This window comes from Roseburia lenta, from assembly GCF_014287435.1.
In the GTDB taxonomy this organism is placed as follows: domain Bacteria; phylum Bacillota; class Clostridia; order Lachnospirales; family Lachnospiraceae; genus Pararoseburia; species Pararoseburia lenta.
Genome location: NZ_JACOPG010000004.1, coordinates 79,250 through 96,694 on the forward strand (window position 1 = coordinate 79,250; position 17,445 = coordinate 96,694).

12 protein-coding genes are annotated in these 17,445 nt (G+C 41.9%); 10 read left to right on the forward strand and 2 right to left on the reverse strand.

What is annotated here, in order from left to right; all coding sequences use genetic code 11:
• Window positions 1–3 precede the first annotated feature (3 nt).
• Window positions 4–963 carry a helix-turn-helix domain-containing protein gene (locus H8R94_RS10225; RefSeq protein ID WP_186854594.1) on the reverse strand — a complete coding sequence of 320 codons (960 nt, stop codon included), beginning with the start codon at window positions 961–963 and terminating at the stop codon, window positions 4–6.
• Window positions 964–1,052: 89 nt separating this feature from the next.
• On the opposite strand from H8R94_RS10225, the gene H8R94_RS10230 reads away from it, so the two are divergent.
• The 4 genes from H8R94_RS10230 to H8R94_RS10245 are packed head-to-tail and all read left to right on the forward strand — an operon-like array spanning window position 1,053 to window position 6,725.
• Window positions 1,053–2,657 (forward strand): MFS transporter, encoded by a 1,605-nt coding sequence (locus H8R94_RS10230; protein WP_186854595.1) that lies wholly within the window; start codon window positions 1,053–1,055, stop codon window positions 2,655–2,657.
• A gap of 2 nt (window positions 2,658–2,659) precedes the next feature.
• Window positions 2,660–4,228, forward strand: a complete 1,569-nt coding sequence (locus tag H8R94_RS10235; protein WP_118282637.1) for a tannase/feruloyl esterase family alpha/beta hydrolase — start codon at window positions 2,660–2,662, stop codon at window positions 4,226–4,228.
• Window positions 4,229–5,269: a family 43 glycosylhydrolase gene (locus H8R94_RS10240; protein WP_118282634.1), complete on the forward strand. Its 1,041-nt coding sequence runs from the start codon at window positions 4,229–4,231 to the stop codon at window positions 5,267–5,269. It begins immediately after the preceding gene.
• A gap of 16 nt (window positions 5,270–5,285) precedes the next feature.
• Window positions 5,286–6,725, forward strand: coding sequence for a methyl-accepting chemotaxis protein (locus tag H8R94_RS10245; RefSeq protein ID WP_186854596.1), 1,440 nt, complete (start codon window positions 5,286–5,288; stop codon window positions 6,723–6,725).
• A 75-nt stretch (window positions 6,726–6,800) separates the two neighbouring features.
• Here H8R94_RS10245 and H8R94_RS10250 read toward each other — a convergent pair whose 3' ends face one another.
• Window positions 6,801–8,432 carry an alpha/beta hydrolase gene (locus H8R94_RS10250; RefSeq protein WP_118282629.1) on the reverse strand — a complete coding sequence of 544 codons (1,632 nt, stop codon included), beginning with the start codon at window positions 8,430–8,432 and terminating at the stop codon, window positions 6,801–6,803.
• Window positions 8,433–8,852: 420 nt separating this feature from the next.
• Between H8R94_RS10250 and H8R94_RS10255 the strand changes: the two genes are divergently transcribed.
• The 6 genes from H8R94_RS10255 (at window position 8,853) to H8R94_RS10280 (ending at window position 17,327) form a co-directional block, all read left to right on the forward strand.
• Window positions 8,853–10,268 (forward strand): GGDEF domain-containing protein, encoded by a 1,416-nt coding sequence (locus H8R94_RS10255; RefSeq protein WP_186854597.1) that lies wholly within the window; start codon window positions 8,853–8,855, stop codon window positions 10,266–10,268.
• A gap of 65 nt (window positions 10,269–10,333) precedes the next feature.
• Window positions 10,334–11,542 carry a serine hydrolase domain-containing protein gene (locus tag H8R94_RS10260; protein WP_118282624.1) on the forward strand — a complete coding sequence of 403 codons (1,209 nt, stop codon included), beginning with the start codon at window positions 10,334–10,336 and terminating at the stop codon, window positions 11,540–11,542.
• Between the two features lie 6 nt (window positions 11,543–11,548).
• The gene (locus tag H8R94_RS10265) at window positions 11,549–12,355 is read left to right on the forward strand and encodes an MBL fold metallo-hydrolase (protein WP_118282621.1); all 807 of its coding nucleotides are present in this window, start codon (window positions 11,549–11,551) and stop codon (window positions 12,353–12,355) included.
• Complete coding sequence (locus H8R94_RS10270) at window positions 12,352–13,737, forward strand: MFS transporter (RefSeq protein WP_118282617.1); 1,386 nt, start codon at window positions 12,352–12,354, stop codon at window positions 13,735–13,737. The genes H8R94_RS10265 and H8R94_RS10270 overlap by 4 nt, the downstream gene beginning before the upstream one ends.
• Window positions 13,737–14,756, forward strand: a complete 1,020-nt coding sequence (locus tag H8R94_RS10275; protein ID WP_186854598.1) for an alpha/beta hydrolase — start codon at window positions 13,737–13,739, stop codon at window positions 14,754–14,756. The genes H8R94_RS10270 and H8R94_RS10275 overlap by 1 nt, the downstream gene beginning before the upstream one ends.
• Window positions 14,757–14,762: 6 nt before the next feature.
• Complete coding sequence (locus tag H8R94_RS10280; protein ID WP_186854599.1) at window positions 14,763–17,327, forward strand: family 78 glycoside hydrolase catalytic domain; 2,565 nt, start codon at window positions 14,763–14,765, stop codon at window positions 17,325–17,327.
• Window positions 17,328–17,445 lie beyond the last annotated feature (118 nt).

Below are 17,445 nucleotides of genomic sequence, written 5' to 3' on the forward strand. Positions count from 1 at the left end.
TTTTTATAAATATTTGCGATATTGGGTGGGAGTCATTCCCACCCGTTTTTTAAACAGATTCGTAAAGTTGTTTATATCATGTATACCAATCTCGTGAGCTATGGCATAGACAGGGAGAGTGGTGTTCTTTAAAAGCGATTTGGCCCGTTCTATGCGCAGGGAGATAATGTACTCATTTGGCGAATATCCGGTATGTTTTTTGAATTCTCTGGAAAGGTAAAATTTGCTTGTGTTGGCAAATGCCGCAAGAGAGTCCAGTGTTAGCGGCTGTGCAAAATTACTTTCGATATATTTGATGAGATAACGAATATTGTCAGGTGTATCATGTAAAACATTGTTGGCGTGTGAGAGAATTAACAGGTGGTTTAGCAATTGATCGATACAGGATGAGGCTTGCCAGTCGCGATAGTATTGGGGGTCTTGATAGGTCTTGAGAAGCTTATGGATATCCTGATGTAGTTGACCATTAAGCTCTTCATGAAAAATTGGCTCATAATGTTCCTGAAACATTTCATAGAAAGCTGGTAACAGAATACCGTTTATGTGCAGTATGCCAGTATCCCAATGGTTTCCCTCAACCTTATAAAGATGGTAGTTCATGCAATTGATAAAGAAACCGTCACCGGATTTTAACGGATAGGTTTTGCCTTCGTATGTAAGGGAACCGCTACCGTCATAGGTATAAAGCAATAAAAATGAGTCAAAACCGGAACGTTCTGTAAAGGAGCCAAACTGATAGTGAAAGATATCAAAATCTTGTATATAAAAGAGATTCTGTCTGGCAAAATCGGAAATGGGTGGGCGCTGGAAAGCATCTACACTTCCGGAAATACAAAAATTGGTGTTGTGCACGGCAGCTTGATTTACTTCTGCAGTCAGACAAGTCGTATCAATATGTTTGGAGGACAAGCGTCCTTGGGATACTGTAGTTAAAAAATGAATGTCAGGGAACAGATTTTCCATGTGAATGCCTCCTTTAAATGTTTTTTATTATCATAACAGATAGATTGAAAAAAGCAAGATAATATGATAAGACAACAAGATGACATGAGATGAACAAGTTTTGGAGAAGTAAGATAAGTATAGAAAAATACAAGAGTCTGGTATCGCATAGCAATGAGGAGAAGGTAAATGATGCCAGACAGAATGGAGAGAACAATATGAAAAGAAAAGAACGTGACATGTCGTCAAATGCAAAAATTGACATGGGAGAAAAACTGGCCTATGGATTTGGTGGCTCTTTTGGAGCCAGTGCCATTAATTTTTTTACGGCTGGTTTTATTTTGATTTTTTATACAGAGATTATGAAAGTTGACCCACTTTTGGCATCTTCTGTTATTGGTATATCCAAATTGCTGGATGGTCTGTCTGACCTTGTGGCAGGACGAATCCTGGATAATACCCATCATAAAATGGGTAAGGCCAGAATATGGCTGCTTCGAATGATACCATTTACTATTGTATCTGTTTTCTCAATGTATCTGATGCCAATGAACATGGGAAAAGCAGCTCAGGCAGTATATATGTTTATTACATATAATCTGGCATCAACTGTCTGCTATACGATGGTGTATGTGGCTTATATGACGCTTAACGGTCTGATCACAACAGATCAGAAGACGAGAGGTATGAATGCAGGATTGCAGATGATGGGAGCCGTACTCCTATCTGTTCTTGGTAATGCGACGATTATTACCCTTTTACATAAGTTTAGCGGGGACGTTCAGCATTCTGCCTACGGTGATCGTCGCGGATGGCTCATGGTTGTTCTGATCTATATGATTATTTATGTTATTAGCGAACTGATCCTGATCTACGGCACCAGAGAACGTGTGAAGGAAAATACCGGGGTAATGGAAACACAGGAAGAGATGACAGAGGATGAGAAAAAGAAGGCGCATGAAAAATCCTTAAATGTTCCATTCCTTCTGACGATGAAAGCCCTTTTTACCAACAAGTACTGGATTATCAATCTGGTGTGTGGACTCGTAATCAGCTTTTTGATGGGTCTGGAATCTACGGTTGCATCTTTGATTTGTACCTATGTGTTAAAGGATGTGGCCTTCTATCAGGTGTCTGCTTCTGTTAATGCTGTTGCCATGTTGCTTTCCATGCTGCTTGGCTTTGTTCTGCTTCGTAAAATGGGCAAGAGAAACGCAGTTTTACTGGGGCTCGTTATCCGCGTTGGTGGAGGACTGGTTATGGCAGTTAATATCAGCAAGATGACAATTCTGCTTGGCGGCGTCATGGCAGGTATTGGTTATGGTATTGCCGGTTGTGCATTTGCATCTGTCATTCAGGATACGTTGACATATGGCGAGTGGAAAAATGGTTTTAGTATGATTGGTATGGGAAATGCAGCCAATTCGTTCTGCAACAAAGTGGGAAATAGTCTGGGTACGATTGTCATGGGCGCTATTATGTCAGCTACTGGATATGTGGCTGGACTTGCCGTGCAGCCTGCCAGTGCTATCATGGGATTTAAGGCGATTTATATTTATATTCCGATTATCTTGGAATTCGTAGCTATTATTGCAGTTACCCGATATGATTTGGACAAATTCTATGATGATATTCAAAAGGATCTGGAAGAAGGAAAGTATGCACCGGGTGTGACATCATATTTTGAAAAGAAAGCACAGGGAGAAGATGAATAATCATGCTGGAAAAAGATAAAATCCAATTTTTTGACACATCAACATTGAAAAACACAGAAGGCATAGAAAAGAGGGCAGAGGTATCCTACATCAGAAAGGAATTAGAATGTAGATTTCCAGACGAAGTTTTTAACCGGATTCAGGTGTCTTTTAATGATACCGGCAGATATCAGGCAAAGGTAAGCCTGATTGAGAAGTTTTTTGGTGGAGGTAAGCCAATTGAGAATCTGCCGCCTTATTACGAGGTGGAACTCTTTCATAAGACGGGTGATTATGAAGAACAGCTTATCGTCTGGAGCCCTTTGGCCTGGAATGACCGCTTTGCTGGTACCGCCGGTGGTGGAACCGGTATAGGTGGCAGGGGGTACCTGACCAGACCCAATAATACCCAGAGAGGCTGGACCGTACCATTTGCTGTCATGAATGGATTTTCAGCTGCCACCATGTATGCAGGAAATATCGAAGGCTGGAATGACCACACGATTGATTCTAAGACAGGTGAATTGCAACAGGATTTATATGAAAACTGGCGTTTGCGCAGTACACATAACATGACAATGTTTGGAAAAGCCGTGACAGAGATTTTACACGACCGTCCTATACGCTATTCTTATATGAATGGTGGTTCTGGCGGTGGCAGACAGTGTCTGATGGAGGTGCAGAATTATCCGGAGGATTATGATGGCGTGTGGGCATCCTGTCCGGCAATTAACTGGCATAAGTTTCTGATGGGTGGTTATTGGCCGGAAGTTGTGATGCAGGAACAGAACCATTTTCTGAATGCAAAAAAGAATCAGTTCTTTTTGGAGGCGGTCTGGAATGAAAATGGTGGACGGGACAAGTATTTTCATCTGGATACATGCAAGGAATTTGATCCATACAGGTATGTGGGAACGAAGACAAAAGGTGGTATCATTACGGACAAGGATGCCGCGGTTATGAAAGACATTCTGGATGGACCGCGAAGGGCAAATGGAGAACAGATGTGGTATGGATTCCGCCCGGGTGTACAGAACTGGCAATGTGTAATTCCAATAGGCACCTATTACTATCCACTTTTTGGACATCGGATTAAGCCGTTTGCATTAGGACCGATTTATATACGATGGATTACAAATCATCCGAAAGACAATTTTAAACAAATGACAAGACAACAATATGAAACTTTATATGATACAGGATTGGAAAAGTTTTCTGACAATCTGGGCGATAATCCGGCTATTGATGCATTTGTTGAACGTGGAGGAAAACTGATGATAGATCATGGTATAGATGATCCTCTGATTCCGGTAGATGGCACATTAGATTATCTGCAGAAAGTTAAGGAGCATTTTGGTGGTTGGAAAGCTTTGGACAAGTTCCTGCGTGTTTACATCACGCCGGGGGATAATCATGGGAACTGTCAGGGGAATGGTCCTGGTCTGACAGAGTCGGATGGTATGCGTGCTTTGATGGCATGGGTAGAAGATGGGTGTGTACCCGAAGAAATGCGAAAGGTTCGCGTAGACAGGAAAACAGGTGAGACTTTGGAAGAAGGGATGGAAGCTCCTTTTCGTTTGGAGGATGAATAAATGGGAGAATTTATACCGGGTGGTGTGTGGCTCGATACCAATGGCAAACGTATCCAGGCACATGGAGGTTCTGTGATTTGCCTGAAACATGTTTATTATTGGTACGGGGAGAACAAGGAAAAAACGGACGGAAAAAATGGTATCTGGCATTGGGGGGTAAGGTGTTATAAATCCTCTGACTTATATAATTGGGAGGACTGTGGCATCATTATTCCGCCAGATACGGAAAATCCGGAGTCTCCCCTATATCCTGAAAATTGCATGGACAGACCGCATATCATTTACAATCAAAAAAGAAAAAAATTTATCTGTTGGCTCAAAATCATGGAAAAGGATGGAAGTCAGAGTGAAACAATCTTGGAAGCAGACGATATATTAGGTCCTTATCAGATTATTCATACGGGATTACGTCCTTTGGGAATGAGTGCGGGCGACTTTGATCTGGCTGTGGCAGAGGATGGAAAGGCATACTATTATTTTGAAAGGGTTCATAGTGAACTGATCTGCGCAGATTTAACAGAGGATTATACGAATGTGACGGGGTATTACAGTACCCATTTTCCGAGACTATATCCGCCTTTTGTAAGAGAGGCACCAGCGCACTTTATGCGAAATGGAAAGCATTACCTGATTACTTCGGGAACGACGGGCTATTATCCGAATCCATCCGAGGTGGCAGTGGCAGATACCTGGCATGGTCCATATAGAGAACTGGGACTTATTCACAGACAGGATGAGAGTAAGACTTCTTTTCATTCCCAAATTTCATCCGTATTCAAGGTGGAAGGAAAAAAGGATTTGTATATTGCGTGTGCTGATCGCTGGCTGCCGGAACATATGGATCGGAAATATGAAAACTACAGTCGGATTTTTGAACTTTTGTTTTCGGGGCGTAGGGATGAAATCAGTCCAGATATGATGGGAGAGGCAGTGATAGAGAATACAGCAATCGCAGATTATGTCTGGCTTCCCATTTTTTTCGATGGAGACAGACCGTACATAAAATGGATGGATACGTGGTCATTGGATGATTTTGCATAGTGTGGGAGGTACAACTATGAACAGACTACAAGAGACAAGGGCAAATAGGATTTTTGTAGGCATATTGTGTTTATATAGCGCCGGAGGATTATTTACCGCAATTGTACGTGCCATAAAAGGTGAAACAATTTTTGGAATATTCAGTATATGCAGCGTCGTTGCTTTATTGTTGGTTATTGTGACAGCAAATCTGGAAAAAGGAAAAAAGCTTTTTCTACCGGTATCGGTTGTTGCATATGCTTTGATCTATTTTGTGGGATTAAATATCAGTGGCGTACGTGAACTGCCTACAGCTGTTGTAGTTGTGATGGTATCTATGCTATATCAGAATCGTAAATTTGTGGGAGCTATGAACATAGTATATCTTATTGATTCCATTTTTTATGTGCAGTTTGTGGCAAAAGGAGGAGCAAAAGAGGCATTCATCTCCATGGTTTTTACACCATTGCTTATGTGCCTTATTTTTGCACAGTTGACAATCTGGTGCCTGGTAAAGCAGAACACAGAAAACATGTGTGAGATTGCTGAGGCCGCACGCCATGATCAGGACAGGGCAAGAAAACTCAAAAATGAGGCAAAGGGAGTTGTCCAGGAAGTGAATACCCTGAAAGAAAATCTGCAGAATGTAAAGGAAGCAACTTCTATTTCTGACGAGAATATGAAGAGTATTGGCGAAGGGAATGAAGTAACGGTAGGTGCTGCGACAAGACTAACAGAGATGGCTGGAGAAATACAGGAAGTGATTGTACATACAAACGATACGGTCTCTACGGCGGATACCTATATTGACCAGTTAGCAAAAGCTTTTGATAAAAACGCAGGTGTACTGACGCGGATTGTGGATCAGGAGAAGCAGTCTATGCAGACTGGTGAAAATATGAAAAAAGCATCTGCACAGTTAAAAGACAAAACGGAGGAGGTTCGTACGATTACTGATACGATATTCAATATTTCCTCGCGGACAAATCTTTTAGCCCTAAATGCATCCATTGAGGCAGCACGGGCAGGTGAGGTTGGCAAAGGGTTTGCAGTGGTGGCAGAAGAGATTCGTAAGCTGGCAGAACAGACAAAAAAAGCTACAGAAAACATTTCTAATCTTTTGAATGAATTGTGTGATGGAACGGATATCGTTCATACACAGATAACGGATAATAATAATGTGACAAATCAGCAGAGTGCATCTATTCTTGTCATGGTAGAGGATTTTGATGAATTGCAAAAGGAATTTAATCAGTTCCGCAGCAGTATGGACAAGATACGTGAGCAGATGGATTATATGGATAAGATGAATTATAGCATTTCCAGTCAATCGACGGATTTGTCAGCATGCAGTGAGGAAGTATCTGCTTCTGTATCTGAAGCAGAAAACAATAATGTGCATATTGATGAATGCATACAGACGGTACAGGAACAATTAGATAAGATAACAGAACTTGTTATCCATATGGCAGGATAACAAGTGTAGAAAAATAACAAACAAGCGCCCGGCTTTAGACCGGACGCTTGTTTTTGTTATGTAGCATGAAGTGTTTTATCTATGAAGATAGCTATTGGCATACTGATACGTGGTATTCCAGAATTGATCCATTACAGCACTATCAAACTCGCAGGTATGATTGGAACGAGGCATATACAGGTAGGCATAATCTATGCCGTTGGATGCTAATGCATCGTTCATATGTGCACCATGTATATTGCCGACGATGATATCTTCATCTGCATATACCATGATGGTAGGTACTGCCTGTGGCGAAATATAAGAGATTGGTGAAATCTCTGCCAGTGCAGATTTTCTTTCTGCATCAGACATGTTTTGATAATTTGGAATTAGTTTCTGCGCAAATGCGTTAAAAGTCAATGATGAAGACATCACGCCCGGAGCAAAGGCCTCTGGACATAAGTCGGCTGGACCGACCTGCTCAAATACCAGATTAACAGGTACACAGGCACTATTGGTACGGCTATAAGCGTATAGAAGAGCCAAGTGCCCACCGGCAGAATAACCGGAAGTAGCTACGGAATCAATGGTATAACCGAGTTCGGCTGCCTGTGCAACAATGGTGTTGATGCAGTTCTGCATATCATCCATGATGTCATTCATACTGGTTGCTGCATTGCGTTCTGCTTCAAAGAGACGGTAATCAATATCTGCAGTGATATAACCCTGACGTGTCATTTTGCCACAGGCATAGTCCATGGATTCTTTATTACCACTAATCCAGCTTCCTCCATGGGTGTAGAGGATAAGTGAAACTGGCCGATTCTTTGGCGCATTTTTTGGAATGAATAAATTATAGGTGTTTCTGGTATCACGGCTAGTGTCATAGACCTGATTGCGTAATACGATTGCCTCATCTTCCGTTGGCGCAGGTTCATTTTGTCTTGATGCAGCTGCAAAAGCATTGTACAATGTCAGGTCATCACCGGACAGATCAGAAGGGTTACCATCAGACATGAGCTTGAATCCATCCAGTTTATACCATTTTCCACCACCGTTGACGGAGTCATAAATCCAGTAGTAGGTAGAAAGCCCATCTAAGTTCAATTGATTGTTGGAAGCGTTGAGTCCTAGAATGAGACGGGAAAAATCAGTGGTTGGATTAGTAGTGTAGTCAGGACAAACAATTGGCACATTGGTTGTGACACCATTCATGTACATAAGTTCGGCTTCAGCCTCTAAGTTCCATTTTTCAAACCATGGTCTCAAACTGGAACGAGCTGCTCTTACGGCAGAACCGGAAGTGATGGTCAGTGCATCGGAACTGATGATAACAGAACCACATTTGATGGCTAGTACCGGGATATAGATACTACCTTTGATGTCAGACTCCGGTCCAACTGTCTGCTGGTAAACACCATATTCGTGACGGTAGAAGTGTCCACCTGCTTCTACGATGATTCGTCCTTTGACAATGATATCTCCCCAGCCTTGCAAGGCTCCACCATCATGGATGGTCACGGTTACATTTTCAGGAATCGTCAGGCACTTTCCCCAATTTACAACGCAGGTTCCGTAGATGTCTGTATCTTCGGACCAGGTCGTGTTACGTCTGATGGTTGTTGTATTAGTGACTTCCTGTGCATTTACGCAGGTTCCGAATGTCATGAATACCATGACAGCAGCAAATAGGATGCTGCATAGTTGTTTTCTTCTCCTTTTCATGAAAACCCCTTTCTAAAATAGTAATTATATGGTTACTCTGTGATTATAGTGGCGGAAATATGAGGACGAGCCATAGAAAATTGCTGTTCTGTCATAGAATGTTGCGCTTTTTTGAGCCTGATGAGATTGCGCAACATTCTATGAAATTAGGGCAAGAAAGGGAGAAACCGTCCCAAAAAGAGTAGTTAAAATAAAAAGGATCAGGGATGTGGGAGTGGCTTGGAGGCGGTGAGATAGAACGTTATGAAGAAAAAATTAAAAGGTGTGGACATTTTGTATATGGTTTTGCTAGGACTATGTGTGATTATGGTAGGAATCGTCATTGGCAAAACCCGATTATATGATATGTGGAATGAGGAGCTGATTTGCAACATTCTGCACCTGCAGCAAGAGGAACAAATAGCAGAAGACAGACACATGATGGAAAAAATACAAACGAAGATTCTTTATTATACATTGCCACAGTTGCCGGATGACCGTATGTCATTGTATGGTTATGTGCGCAATGCTAACGTCACCATTTATAAAGATTATCACATCATATATCAATCTCCGAAAATTGAAGAAGAGGATGGATGGTATTTCTCGGACACAGGAGATTACATGATATCTGTTCCTCTCAAGCAAACAGATGGAGGGAAAAAAATTCAGGTGCTTGTGACAGCCGGTAAGGATGAAATTAAAAATATACAGTTCTATTATGGTACAGGTGACGGTTTTATGCGCATGATTCTGAAAGATGAGATGACGCGTATGACCATACTGACCATAACGATTATATTAGGTGCTATTTCTATCATGTTATCTAAGACATTGGATCCGGGAATAGAGGCAGTTAGTGGTAATTTATATTTTGGAAAGTTTTGCATTTTGTTTAGCCTGGTGAAGGTTAATGATTTCAGAATGACCACCATTATGTATGATAATGCTATGGGTTTTCTGTACTTGTCAGTTCTACAAGGGATTTTGTGCGTGACGCCTTTTATTGGCTTTATGCAATGCAATACCAATATGAAGAAAAAGCATGCAACTATGTTAACAAGAGCAATGAATCTGCTTTTTGTTGGCATTTTGTGTCTGCATATGATCGGTGTACTTTCACTGGATGCCTGTATGTATGCTTCTTATATGGTTTTTGCAGGTCTGTGTCTGGTTTTTGCCATTTGTCTGTGTCTTCACTACAAACATTTGAATCTGGGGCAGAAACTAAAGAGTCTGCTCACCATACTAGGGGTTTTATTATTTCCCCATCTGGATCTGTTTGCTTTGTTGGTTCTTGATATTATGTTGTTTTTGATTACCGTCTGGATGGGTAATCATAAATTGAAGCAGGCTGAAGAGGGAGAACTTTACAAGCAGCTTGCGTATATAGATGAGATGACAGGGCTACATAACCGGTCAGCCTATGAAGAGTATCTGATGGAAAATTCTAAGACAGATGCAGCGTCCTATGTTCTTATGATGGATCTGAATAATCTGAAACAATGTAATGATATCCTGGGGCACAGGGTCGGGGATGATTATATTATGAAAGCAGCAGCAAGCATCCGTAAAATTTTAGAACCTCATGGGTGTTGTTACCGCATCGGCGGGGATGAATTCGTTGTTTTACTTTTAAATATTTCAAAAGATTCCTTTGCGAGTATGCTGGAAGAATTACAAGGGGAATGGGATAGGATTCGACAGCAGGAACATCGTTTTGTTTTTCAGATTGCCGTGGGATATGCACAAGCCAGCGATAAAACTACCTTGCAGGAAATGATAGAGCAGGCGGATAAGATGATGTATGAGAATAAAAAGGAACTGAAACAAAACGCAAAATTATATGATTTTTGAGCAAGATGGTATGTGCAGATGATAACCGGAATTATTAGAATAATACTATACAGGGAGGAAAAATCATGGGGATGGATAAAATCAATGAAGTCATGCAAGATTATGTGAAAAATCAGGAGATATCAGGAGCAGCACTTTTGGTACGCAGGGGGGATGAGATCCTGTACGAGAACCGGTGGGGATATAGCAGATGTGAGACGAATCAAGAAATCAAAGAGGACAGCATATATCGACTGATGTCTATGACAAAGTGCATTACTGCTGTGGCTGTTATGATTTGTATCGAAAAAGGATTGTTGGAACTCGATGCTCCATTATCAAGATATATTCCGGAATTTGCCGGAATGCAGGTTATGGAGGATCCACGGTATGAATTTTCTATGGATAAGATGAAAAAGATACCACTTTTGCTGTTGACCTTTTCTATGAATAAAGTGAAGAGAACAGACGCTGAACGTGAGATTACGATACGGGATTTACTTTCTCATTCTTCCGGTCTGCAGCAGGGGCTGGTAGGTCTGCTGGCTCTTATGAAAGAAAAGAAGCAGTATGACAACTTGCGTGATTTTGTGCTGCATTATACAGATTATGTTCTGGACTTCCAGCCGGGAAGAGGAACAGGATATTCTCCACTGGCAGGCTTTGATATTTTAGGTTACCTGGTTTCTGTAGTATCAGGGATGCCTTTTGAAGACTTTATGCAAAAGGAGATTTGCCAGCCGCTTGACATGAAAGATACAACGTTCTTTTTGAACGATGAACAGAAAAAACGTTTGGTAGATGTTTATAAAAGAAAGAAAGACAAACTGGTAAATGTTACAGGAACAAAAAAAGATATGCAGGGCATCATGCATCAGAAAGAAATACTTTTTGAACATGGCTGCGGTGGATTATTTTCCACACTGCATGATTATGACCATTTTGGTGATATGTTGTTGCATGAAGGTTCTTATCACGGTAAGCGGATATTAAAACCGGAGACTGTACAACTGTTACATACAGAAGCACCAAAAGAACATTTAGAGCCAGAACAGGGATTTGTATGGGGGCTGGGAATGAAGATCCGACAGGACAAGGAAAAAGGTGGATTTGCAGTATCAGAAGGTACTTATGGATGGAGTGGTGCATTTGGAACCCATTTTTTTATCAGCCCTGCAGATGACCTGGAGGTTGTGTTTATGACAAATCGTTCAGATCTGGAGGGGTCAGGATCCTATATTAGTGCAAAGATAGAAGAATTGGTTGCCTCCATCTGGGAGAAGGAGGAGAAATAAAACAGCATGGATGAGATTTATTTTACAGAGTATGGTAATGGAATTTATGCCTTGCGAACAGAACGATGGATGCAGAGACAGACGGCAGGAGGAGCCATTATGCAAAGTTGGGTCGTAACCGGAAGTCACGCAGTTATGGTGATAGATAGTCCGGTGCCGGAGAATCCTGCTTTTCGGGATAGTATAGAAACAACTTTTGGGCTGCCGGTTATTATGGTCAATTCTCATGGCCATATCGATCACATAGGATGCAACGCACAGTTTTCAGAGGTCTATATGGCAAAAGAGGATTGGGCTCTTGCCTGTGGCGGCGGTATTGCCCCGGATCCTGCTGGATACCAGGATAGCAAACTTCCCTACCAATTGCATCCGTTGGTGGATCGACAGATAATTTCGCTCGGAAACCGGGAGATATTGCCAATTCATGTGCCGGGGCACACAAGAGGATGTTATGTGTTTTATGATGCCATGACAAAAACCTTGTTTGGGGGCGATGCAGTTACACGGAGAGTATTGTATGGCATGTCTGATTGGACACCATTAGAGATATATTTGCAGCATCTGGCGGCTTTGCAGGCATTGCCGATTGCACGAGTCTTTTCTGCCCATGACGATGTGGAACTCCCGGCAGATATGCCGGCAAGGATGATTGCAAATATAAGAGGCAATATTGCGAGTACACAGGAAAAATGGGAATCTCCGGTGGATGGCAGAATCTTTCGCCGCATTCTGTTAGGGGAAACAGAAGAAGATGTGGAATTTTTTGATTTTGTTATACCGGAGGATCAGTATCAAAAAGGAGAAGAAGAATGAAAAAAGAAAAATTAGATGAAACTGTTACAATGACAGAAAAATTAGGTGCGAATCAGAAAATCGGAATCATGTTCTGCGCTATGGTCAGTGCAGTCGCAACCGGATATGTACCTGGGTATATCAATTTGTATTATACAGATACAGTAGGAATTTCTATGGGTGCAGTTGCAATGATTCTCATGATTACAAAGATTACTGATGGTGTGACAGATATTATTATGGGAATGATTGTGGACAGAACCAATACCAGATTAGGAAAGGCTCGTCCGTGGGTTTTAGCAGGCGGCATAGGAATTGGTGTATCGATCATGCTTTTATTTTCTTGTCCGGCATCGCTATCTACCAGCGCAAAGGTGGCATTTTGTGCAGGTATGTATTTTCTTGCCAATCCATTCTTCGGAACTATGGCAAGTGTTTCCTGTGGAACGCTAAACAACCTTTTGACTGCAGATTCTAAAAAGCGAGGTGTACTCGGTGTATTTTCTGCTTATGGTACTTTGGTTCCTGTTGTTATTATCGGATTGGTGGTTCCGAAGATTTTATCTGCTATGCACGAGAGCCAGGCAGCATATACTACGGCAACCTTAATTTTTGCCGTTATGTCTATTGTGGCTTCCATTATTGGCGTTGCCTGTGTTCGAGAGACAGTTACGGAAAGATCTAAGGAACAGTTGGTAGAAAAACAGCCGGTGAAAGAGACTTTACATGAGTTATTACATAACAAGTATTTTATTTTCCTTGCACTCGGGACAATTCTCTACAATTTGACATCTGCACCAGTGGCAACCTATTATGCAAAATATGTGTTCCATGATGTGGGGGTTACGACACTCATCAATCTGCCGGGAATGATTATGATTTTCCTACTTCCATTTGCTGTGCCAATGATGAACAAATTTGGAAAACGAAACTGCGTTGTTGGTGGTATGCTTCTTGCAGCTGTTGGACATACGATTATTTTCTTTGCCAACGATAATCTTGCACTATTTATGTTAGCGAAATCCGTTGCCAGTATAGCAGTGGTACCGTTTACAATTTCTTTAATCCCATTGACCGGTGAAATCTGTGATTATGCATTGTATCGTTGTGGAAAACCGATGGATGGAACAATCTCATCAGCCGCTACTATGGGTGGAAAAATAGGTATTGGTCTGGCAGCAGGTATTTCAGGCGTTATGCTGGCGGTGTCAGGATATGTCAGCAGTTCTGCCGAGACGCTGGTAAGTCAGCCGGTTTCTGCCATTTTCATGATTCGCATATTGTCCAGCTTCTATCCGGCTATTTTATTTGCCCTTGCAGCATTATGTTTTTATAAGATAGATCTGGAGAAAAATGGAATCGCAGAAATTCAGAAGGAACTGAGAGAGAAGGGATTACGTTGATGATTACAGAGAATACGAAGGTAGAAGACCTTAGAAAACATAAGGATTTAAAAACCTTGTTTCCTTATTTTATTTATAATCAGGTGGGAGATGGCGCCGGGAATTTTAAAAAAGATGCTACATGTCTGAAAGAGATAGAACAGAAAAATCCAACCTGGGCAGCCGAGGATATGGTATATGGTCTGCGCCAATTGGAACAAATCTGTGCATCTGGCGGTCAGGTGTTATTTGATGTGTACGATTCCAAAGAAGTGCAGGAAAGTCCGGATAAGGAATGTGTAAAACTAATCTATTTTCCTGCAAAACAATGCAATAATGGGTCGCGAAAGACGATTATTCTTGCAGCAGGTGGCGCTTATGGAAGTGTTTGTTCTATGGTGGAATCCTTTCCGGTGGCAGCCAGATTGGCTGAACTTGGCGTAGACGCTTTTTGCTTGAATTATCGGGTGGCAGATGGCAAGGCTTTGTTTCCACGTCCAATGGAGGATATGGGTGCAGCCTGCCAGTTCCTGATGCAACATCAGGATACACTGGGAATCAATATGGAACATTATGCAGTTGGAGGCTTTTCGGCAGGTGGACATCTGGCAGCCTGCTGGGGCACACCGGAACTGGGGTATGCTGCATATCAGGTGTCAAAACCGGATATCATCCTCCTGGCATATCCTATGATTGATGTATGGAAGACAGTCTCCCTGGCACCGCTTCCTATTCGCGCTATGATGCTTTCCGGTTATCTGGGAAAGGATCATAGCCAGAAGGTGTGTGACGTTTATAATGTTGAACAACATATGGATATAACATATCCACCGGCATTTGTGGTGCAGGCAGAAGACGATCCAACCGTACCGGTATGGAACAGTCAGGTGTTCATAGAACAATTACAAACGCTGCAGATACCATATTGTTATGAACATCCGCAGCATGGGTTGCATGGATTTGGATTGGGAACAAATACGGAGGCAGTTGGCTGGGTGGATCGGGCATTTGCTTTTTGGAACAAGTTGGAAAGGGACTAGAATAGTATGAAATTACACGAATTAAAAGTTTTGCACAGGAATCAACCGGTTATCGATGAAATGCCGGAATTTTCATGGAAGATAGAGAGTGATGCACAGAACGAATTGCAGGAAAAGTATCAGATTATTGTAAAAGATGCGCAAAAGACTGTGTGGGATTCCGGGATTGTCGTATCGCCAAAACAGAATTTTATCAAATACCAGGGAGATATGCTGGCATCCTGTGTGGACTACACCTGGAGTGTCAAAGTCTGGGATAATCATGGAGATATGGCAGAGAAGACGTCTGCTTTTACTACAGCCTTTTTGGATAAAAAGGACTGGAAAGCCTGCTGGGTGGAATGTCCGTTTACAAGAAAAGCTGCTAATGAGTATAAATTTGGTGCAACATATCCTGCGGTTATGTTTACCAGAAAAATTTCGTTGAACCGGAAAGTTAAAAAAGCAGTTCTATATGCATCTGCTCATGGGGTATACCGGTTATATGTAAATGGAAAGAGACCGGATAACAGAGAAATGGCTCCGGAATTTACACCATATGATCGTCTGATGTACTATCAGACATATGATGTAACAGAACTCTTACAGGATGCAGAAAATATATTGGAAATGTATGTAGGAGATGGGTGGTACTTTAGTGCCCAGGCAAGACCGGTTATGAAAGAACACCATGAGGAACCATCTGTCATTTATCAGATGCGGGTGGAATATGAGGATGAAAGCCGCGAGTGGTTTTTTTCAGATGGAAGTGAGACATGCCGGACCGATTATATTGTTTATTCGGATCTCTACCAAGGGGAAAAACAGGATTTTACGCTGGAAAAACAGGAAGAGCAGCCGGTTAATATTAAGGACTATGGGTATGAATTTCTAAAGGCCCAACCATTGGATCCGGTCATTCCTTACCGTTTGATTCCGGCAATTGATCTTATGGTGACACCGGCAGGGGAAATGGTGGTAGATTTTGGTCAGGTTATGGCAGGCAGAGCCAGAATCCACGTAGATGTGCCGCAGGGACAGCAAGTTGTTTTTGAATATTTTGAGACATTGGATGAAAATGAAAATTATATTAATACCATGTTTGCACCACAGAAAGATACCGTGGTATCGGATGGCAGACCGATAGAACATGAAGCGTTGTTTACATTTCATGGTTTTCGCTATATTCGTGTAACCGGTATGCCGGATGCAAGAAAGGAAGACTTTACGGCTGTTTTATTGACAAGCCAGAAAGAAAATGCGGGAGACTTTGTATGTTCAGATGAACGCTTAAATCGTCTTTACCAGAATATTCGCTGGTCACAGTACAGCAATATGATGTCGGTCCCTACCGATTGCCCTTCCAGGGAAAAGGCCGGATGGACGGGAGATATTCTGATTTATGCGAGAACAGCAATGTTGAATGAACAGATGACGCCATTTTTGAAAAGCTGGCTACACTCTGTGCGTATGGATCAGACAGCAGATGGAACGGTTATGATTGTTTCGCCTTATATGCAGTTATATGATGGCATGCTTCGGAATGTCTGTCAGACTTTTGGCGATGCGGATATTACCGGTGTTGCAGGATGGAGTGATGCCATTGTCTGGGTTCCATATGATATGTATCAGATGACAGGAGATACCAGTGTACTGACTGAAAACTATGATGCTATGAAAAAGTGGGCAGATAATATTATAAGAACTGCATCACAGAAGGAAGGAACCTGGGGGATTCCGAAGGAATATGATGAAAAAATATGGGATACAGGATTCCATTTTGGAGAGTGGCTGGTGCCAAGCAGACCGAATACAACCGGCGATCCGTATGGCATGTGTAAAGAGTCGGCATTCTATATTGCACCATTCTTTGGCTATATGACTATGGTTAAAATGCGAGAAATCTGCCATATTTTAGAAGATGAAGAGATGTCTTCCTATTATGGTGGGATTGCTGCGAAAATGAAGCAGGCGATTGTTGGGGGTATTATCCGCCGGGATATGCTGCCAGATTATCTGATGGGGGCGTATGTGCTAGCTTTTGCATTTGATCTTGTTCCGGATGATTTGAAAGAAGCTTATAAGGAAAAACTGATTTCTTTGGTAAAAAAGAATGGAAATTGTCTGGATACCGGCTTTTTAGCAACGCCGTATCTGATGGATGTGTTGTGCCAGTTGGGAGAAGAAAAACTGGCATATGAGATTTTGTGGCAGGATAAAAGACCTTCCTGGTTGTATGAGGTAGATCATGGAGCAACAACCATCTGGGAGGGATGGGATGCAGACGATGCTAAACATACAGGCGCATATATCAGTTATAATCACTACGCATTCGGTTGTGTTTATGATTGGATCTGCCGTTATGTGGCTGGTATCGACACCGATACACCAGGATATTCCCACATTATTATCCGACCAAATATGGATGACCGTTTGACACAATGCAAATGTACCTATGTCAGCGAAGCAGGACCGATTACAGTGGAATGGACACAGGATGTCTTGGATGTACAAATTCCATGTAATGCAAGTGCAACAGTTTATTGGAAAGGACAGATAAAAAATATCGGCAGCGGTAAATATCGTTTTTAAAAAATAATGTATCAAAAACCAGCTTTTTACACAAACAGGTGTTGAAAAGCTGGTTTTTGCTTGTGTGAATTCTTACTTATTTATGGAAGGTGAATAAGAAAGAGAAGAAGATGGCTCT

What these genes read in the sequence shown, in the direction of transcription:
- H8R94_RS10225 (WP_186854594.1), bottom strand. Translation starts at nt 963, where the DNA reads ATGGAAAATCTGTTCCCTGACATTCATTTTTTAACTACAGTATCCCAA.
- H8R94_RS10230 (WP_186854595.1), top strand. Translation starts at nt 1,053, where the DNA reads ATGAACAAGTTTTGGAGAAGTAAGATAAGTATAGAAAAATACAAGAGT.
- H8R94_RS10235 (WP_118282637.1), top strand. Translation starts at nt 2,660, where the DNA reads ATGCTGGAAAAAGATAAAATCCAATTTTTTGACACATCAACATTGAAA.
- H8R94_RS10240 (WP_118282634.1), top strand. Translation starts at nt 4,229, where the DNA reads ATGGGAGAATTTATACCGGGTGGTGTGTGGCTCGATACCAATGGCAAA.
- H8R94_RS10245 (WP_186854596.1), top strand. Translation starts at nt 5,286, where the DNA reads ATGAACAGACTACAAGAGACAAGGGCAAATAGGATTTTTGTAGGCATA.
- H8R94_RS10250 (WP_118282629.1), bottom strand. Translation starts at nt 8,432, where the DNA reads ATGAAAAGGAGAAGAAAACAACTATGCAGCATCCTATTTGCTGCTGTC.
- H8R94_RS10255 (WP_186854597.1), top strand. Translation starts at nt 8,853, where the DNA reads ATGGAAAAAATACAAACGAAGATTCTTTATTATACATTGCCACAGTTG.
- H8R94_RS10260 (WP_118282624.1), top strand. Translation starts at nt 10,334, where the DNA reads ATGGGGATGGATAAAATCAATGAAGTCATGCAAGATTATGTGAAAAAT.
- H8R94_RS10265 (WP_118282621.1), top strand. Translation starts at nt 11,549, where the DNA reads ATGGATGAGATTTATTTTACAGAGTATGGTAATGGAATTTATGCCTTG.
- H8R94_RS10270 (WP_118282617.1), top strand. Translation starts at nt 12,352, where the DNA reads ATGAAAAAAGAAAAATTAGATGAAACTGTTACAATGACAGAAAAATTA.
- H8R94_RS10275 (WP_186854598.1), top strand. Translation starts at nt 13,737, where the DNA reads ATGATTACAGAGAATACGAAGGTAGAAGACCTTAGAAAACATAAGGAT.
- H8R94_RS10280 (WP_186854599.1), top strand. Translation starts at nt 14,763, where the DNA reads ATGAAATTACACGAATTAAAAGTTTTGCACAGGAATCAACCGGTTATC.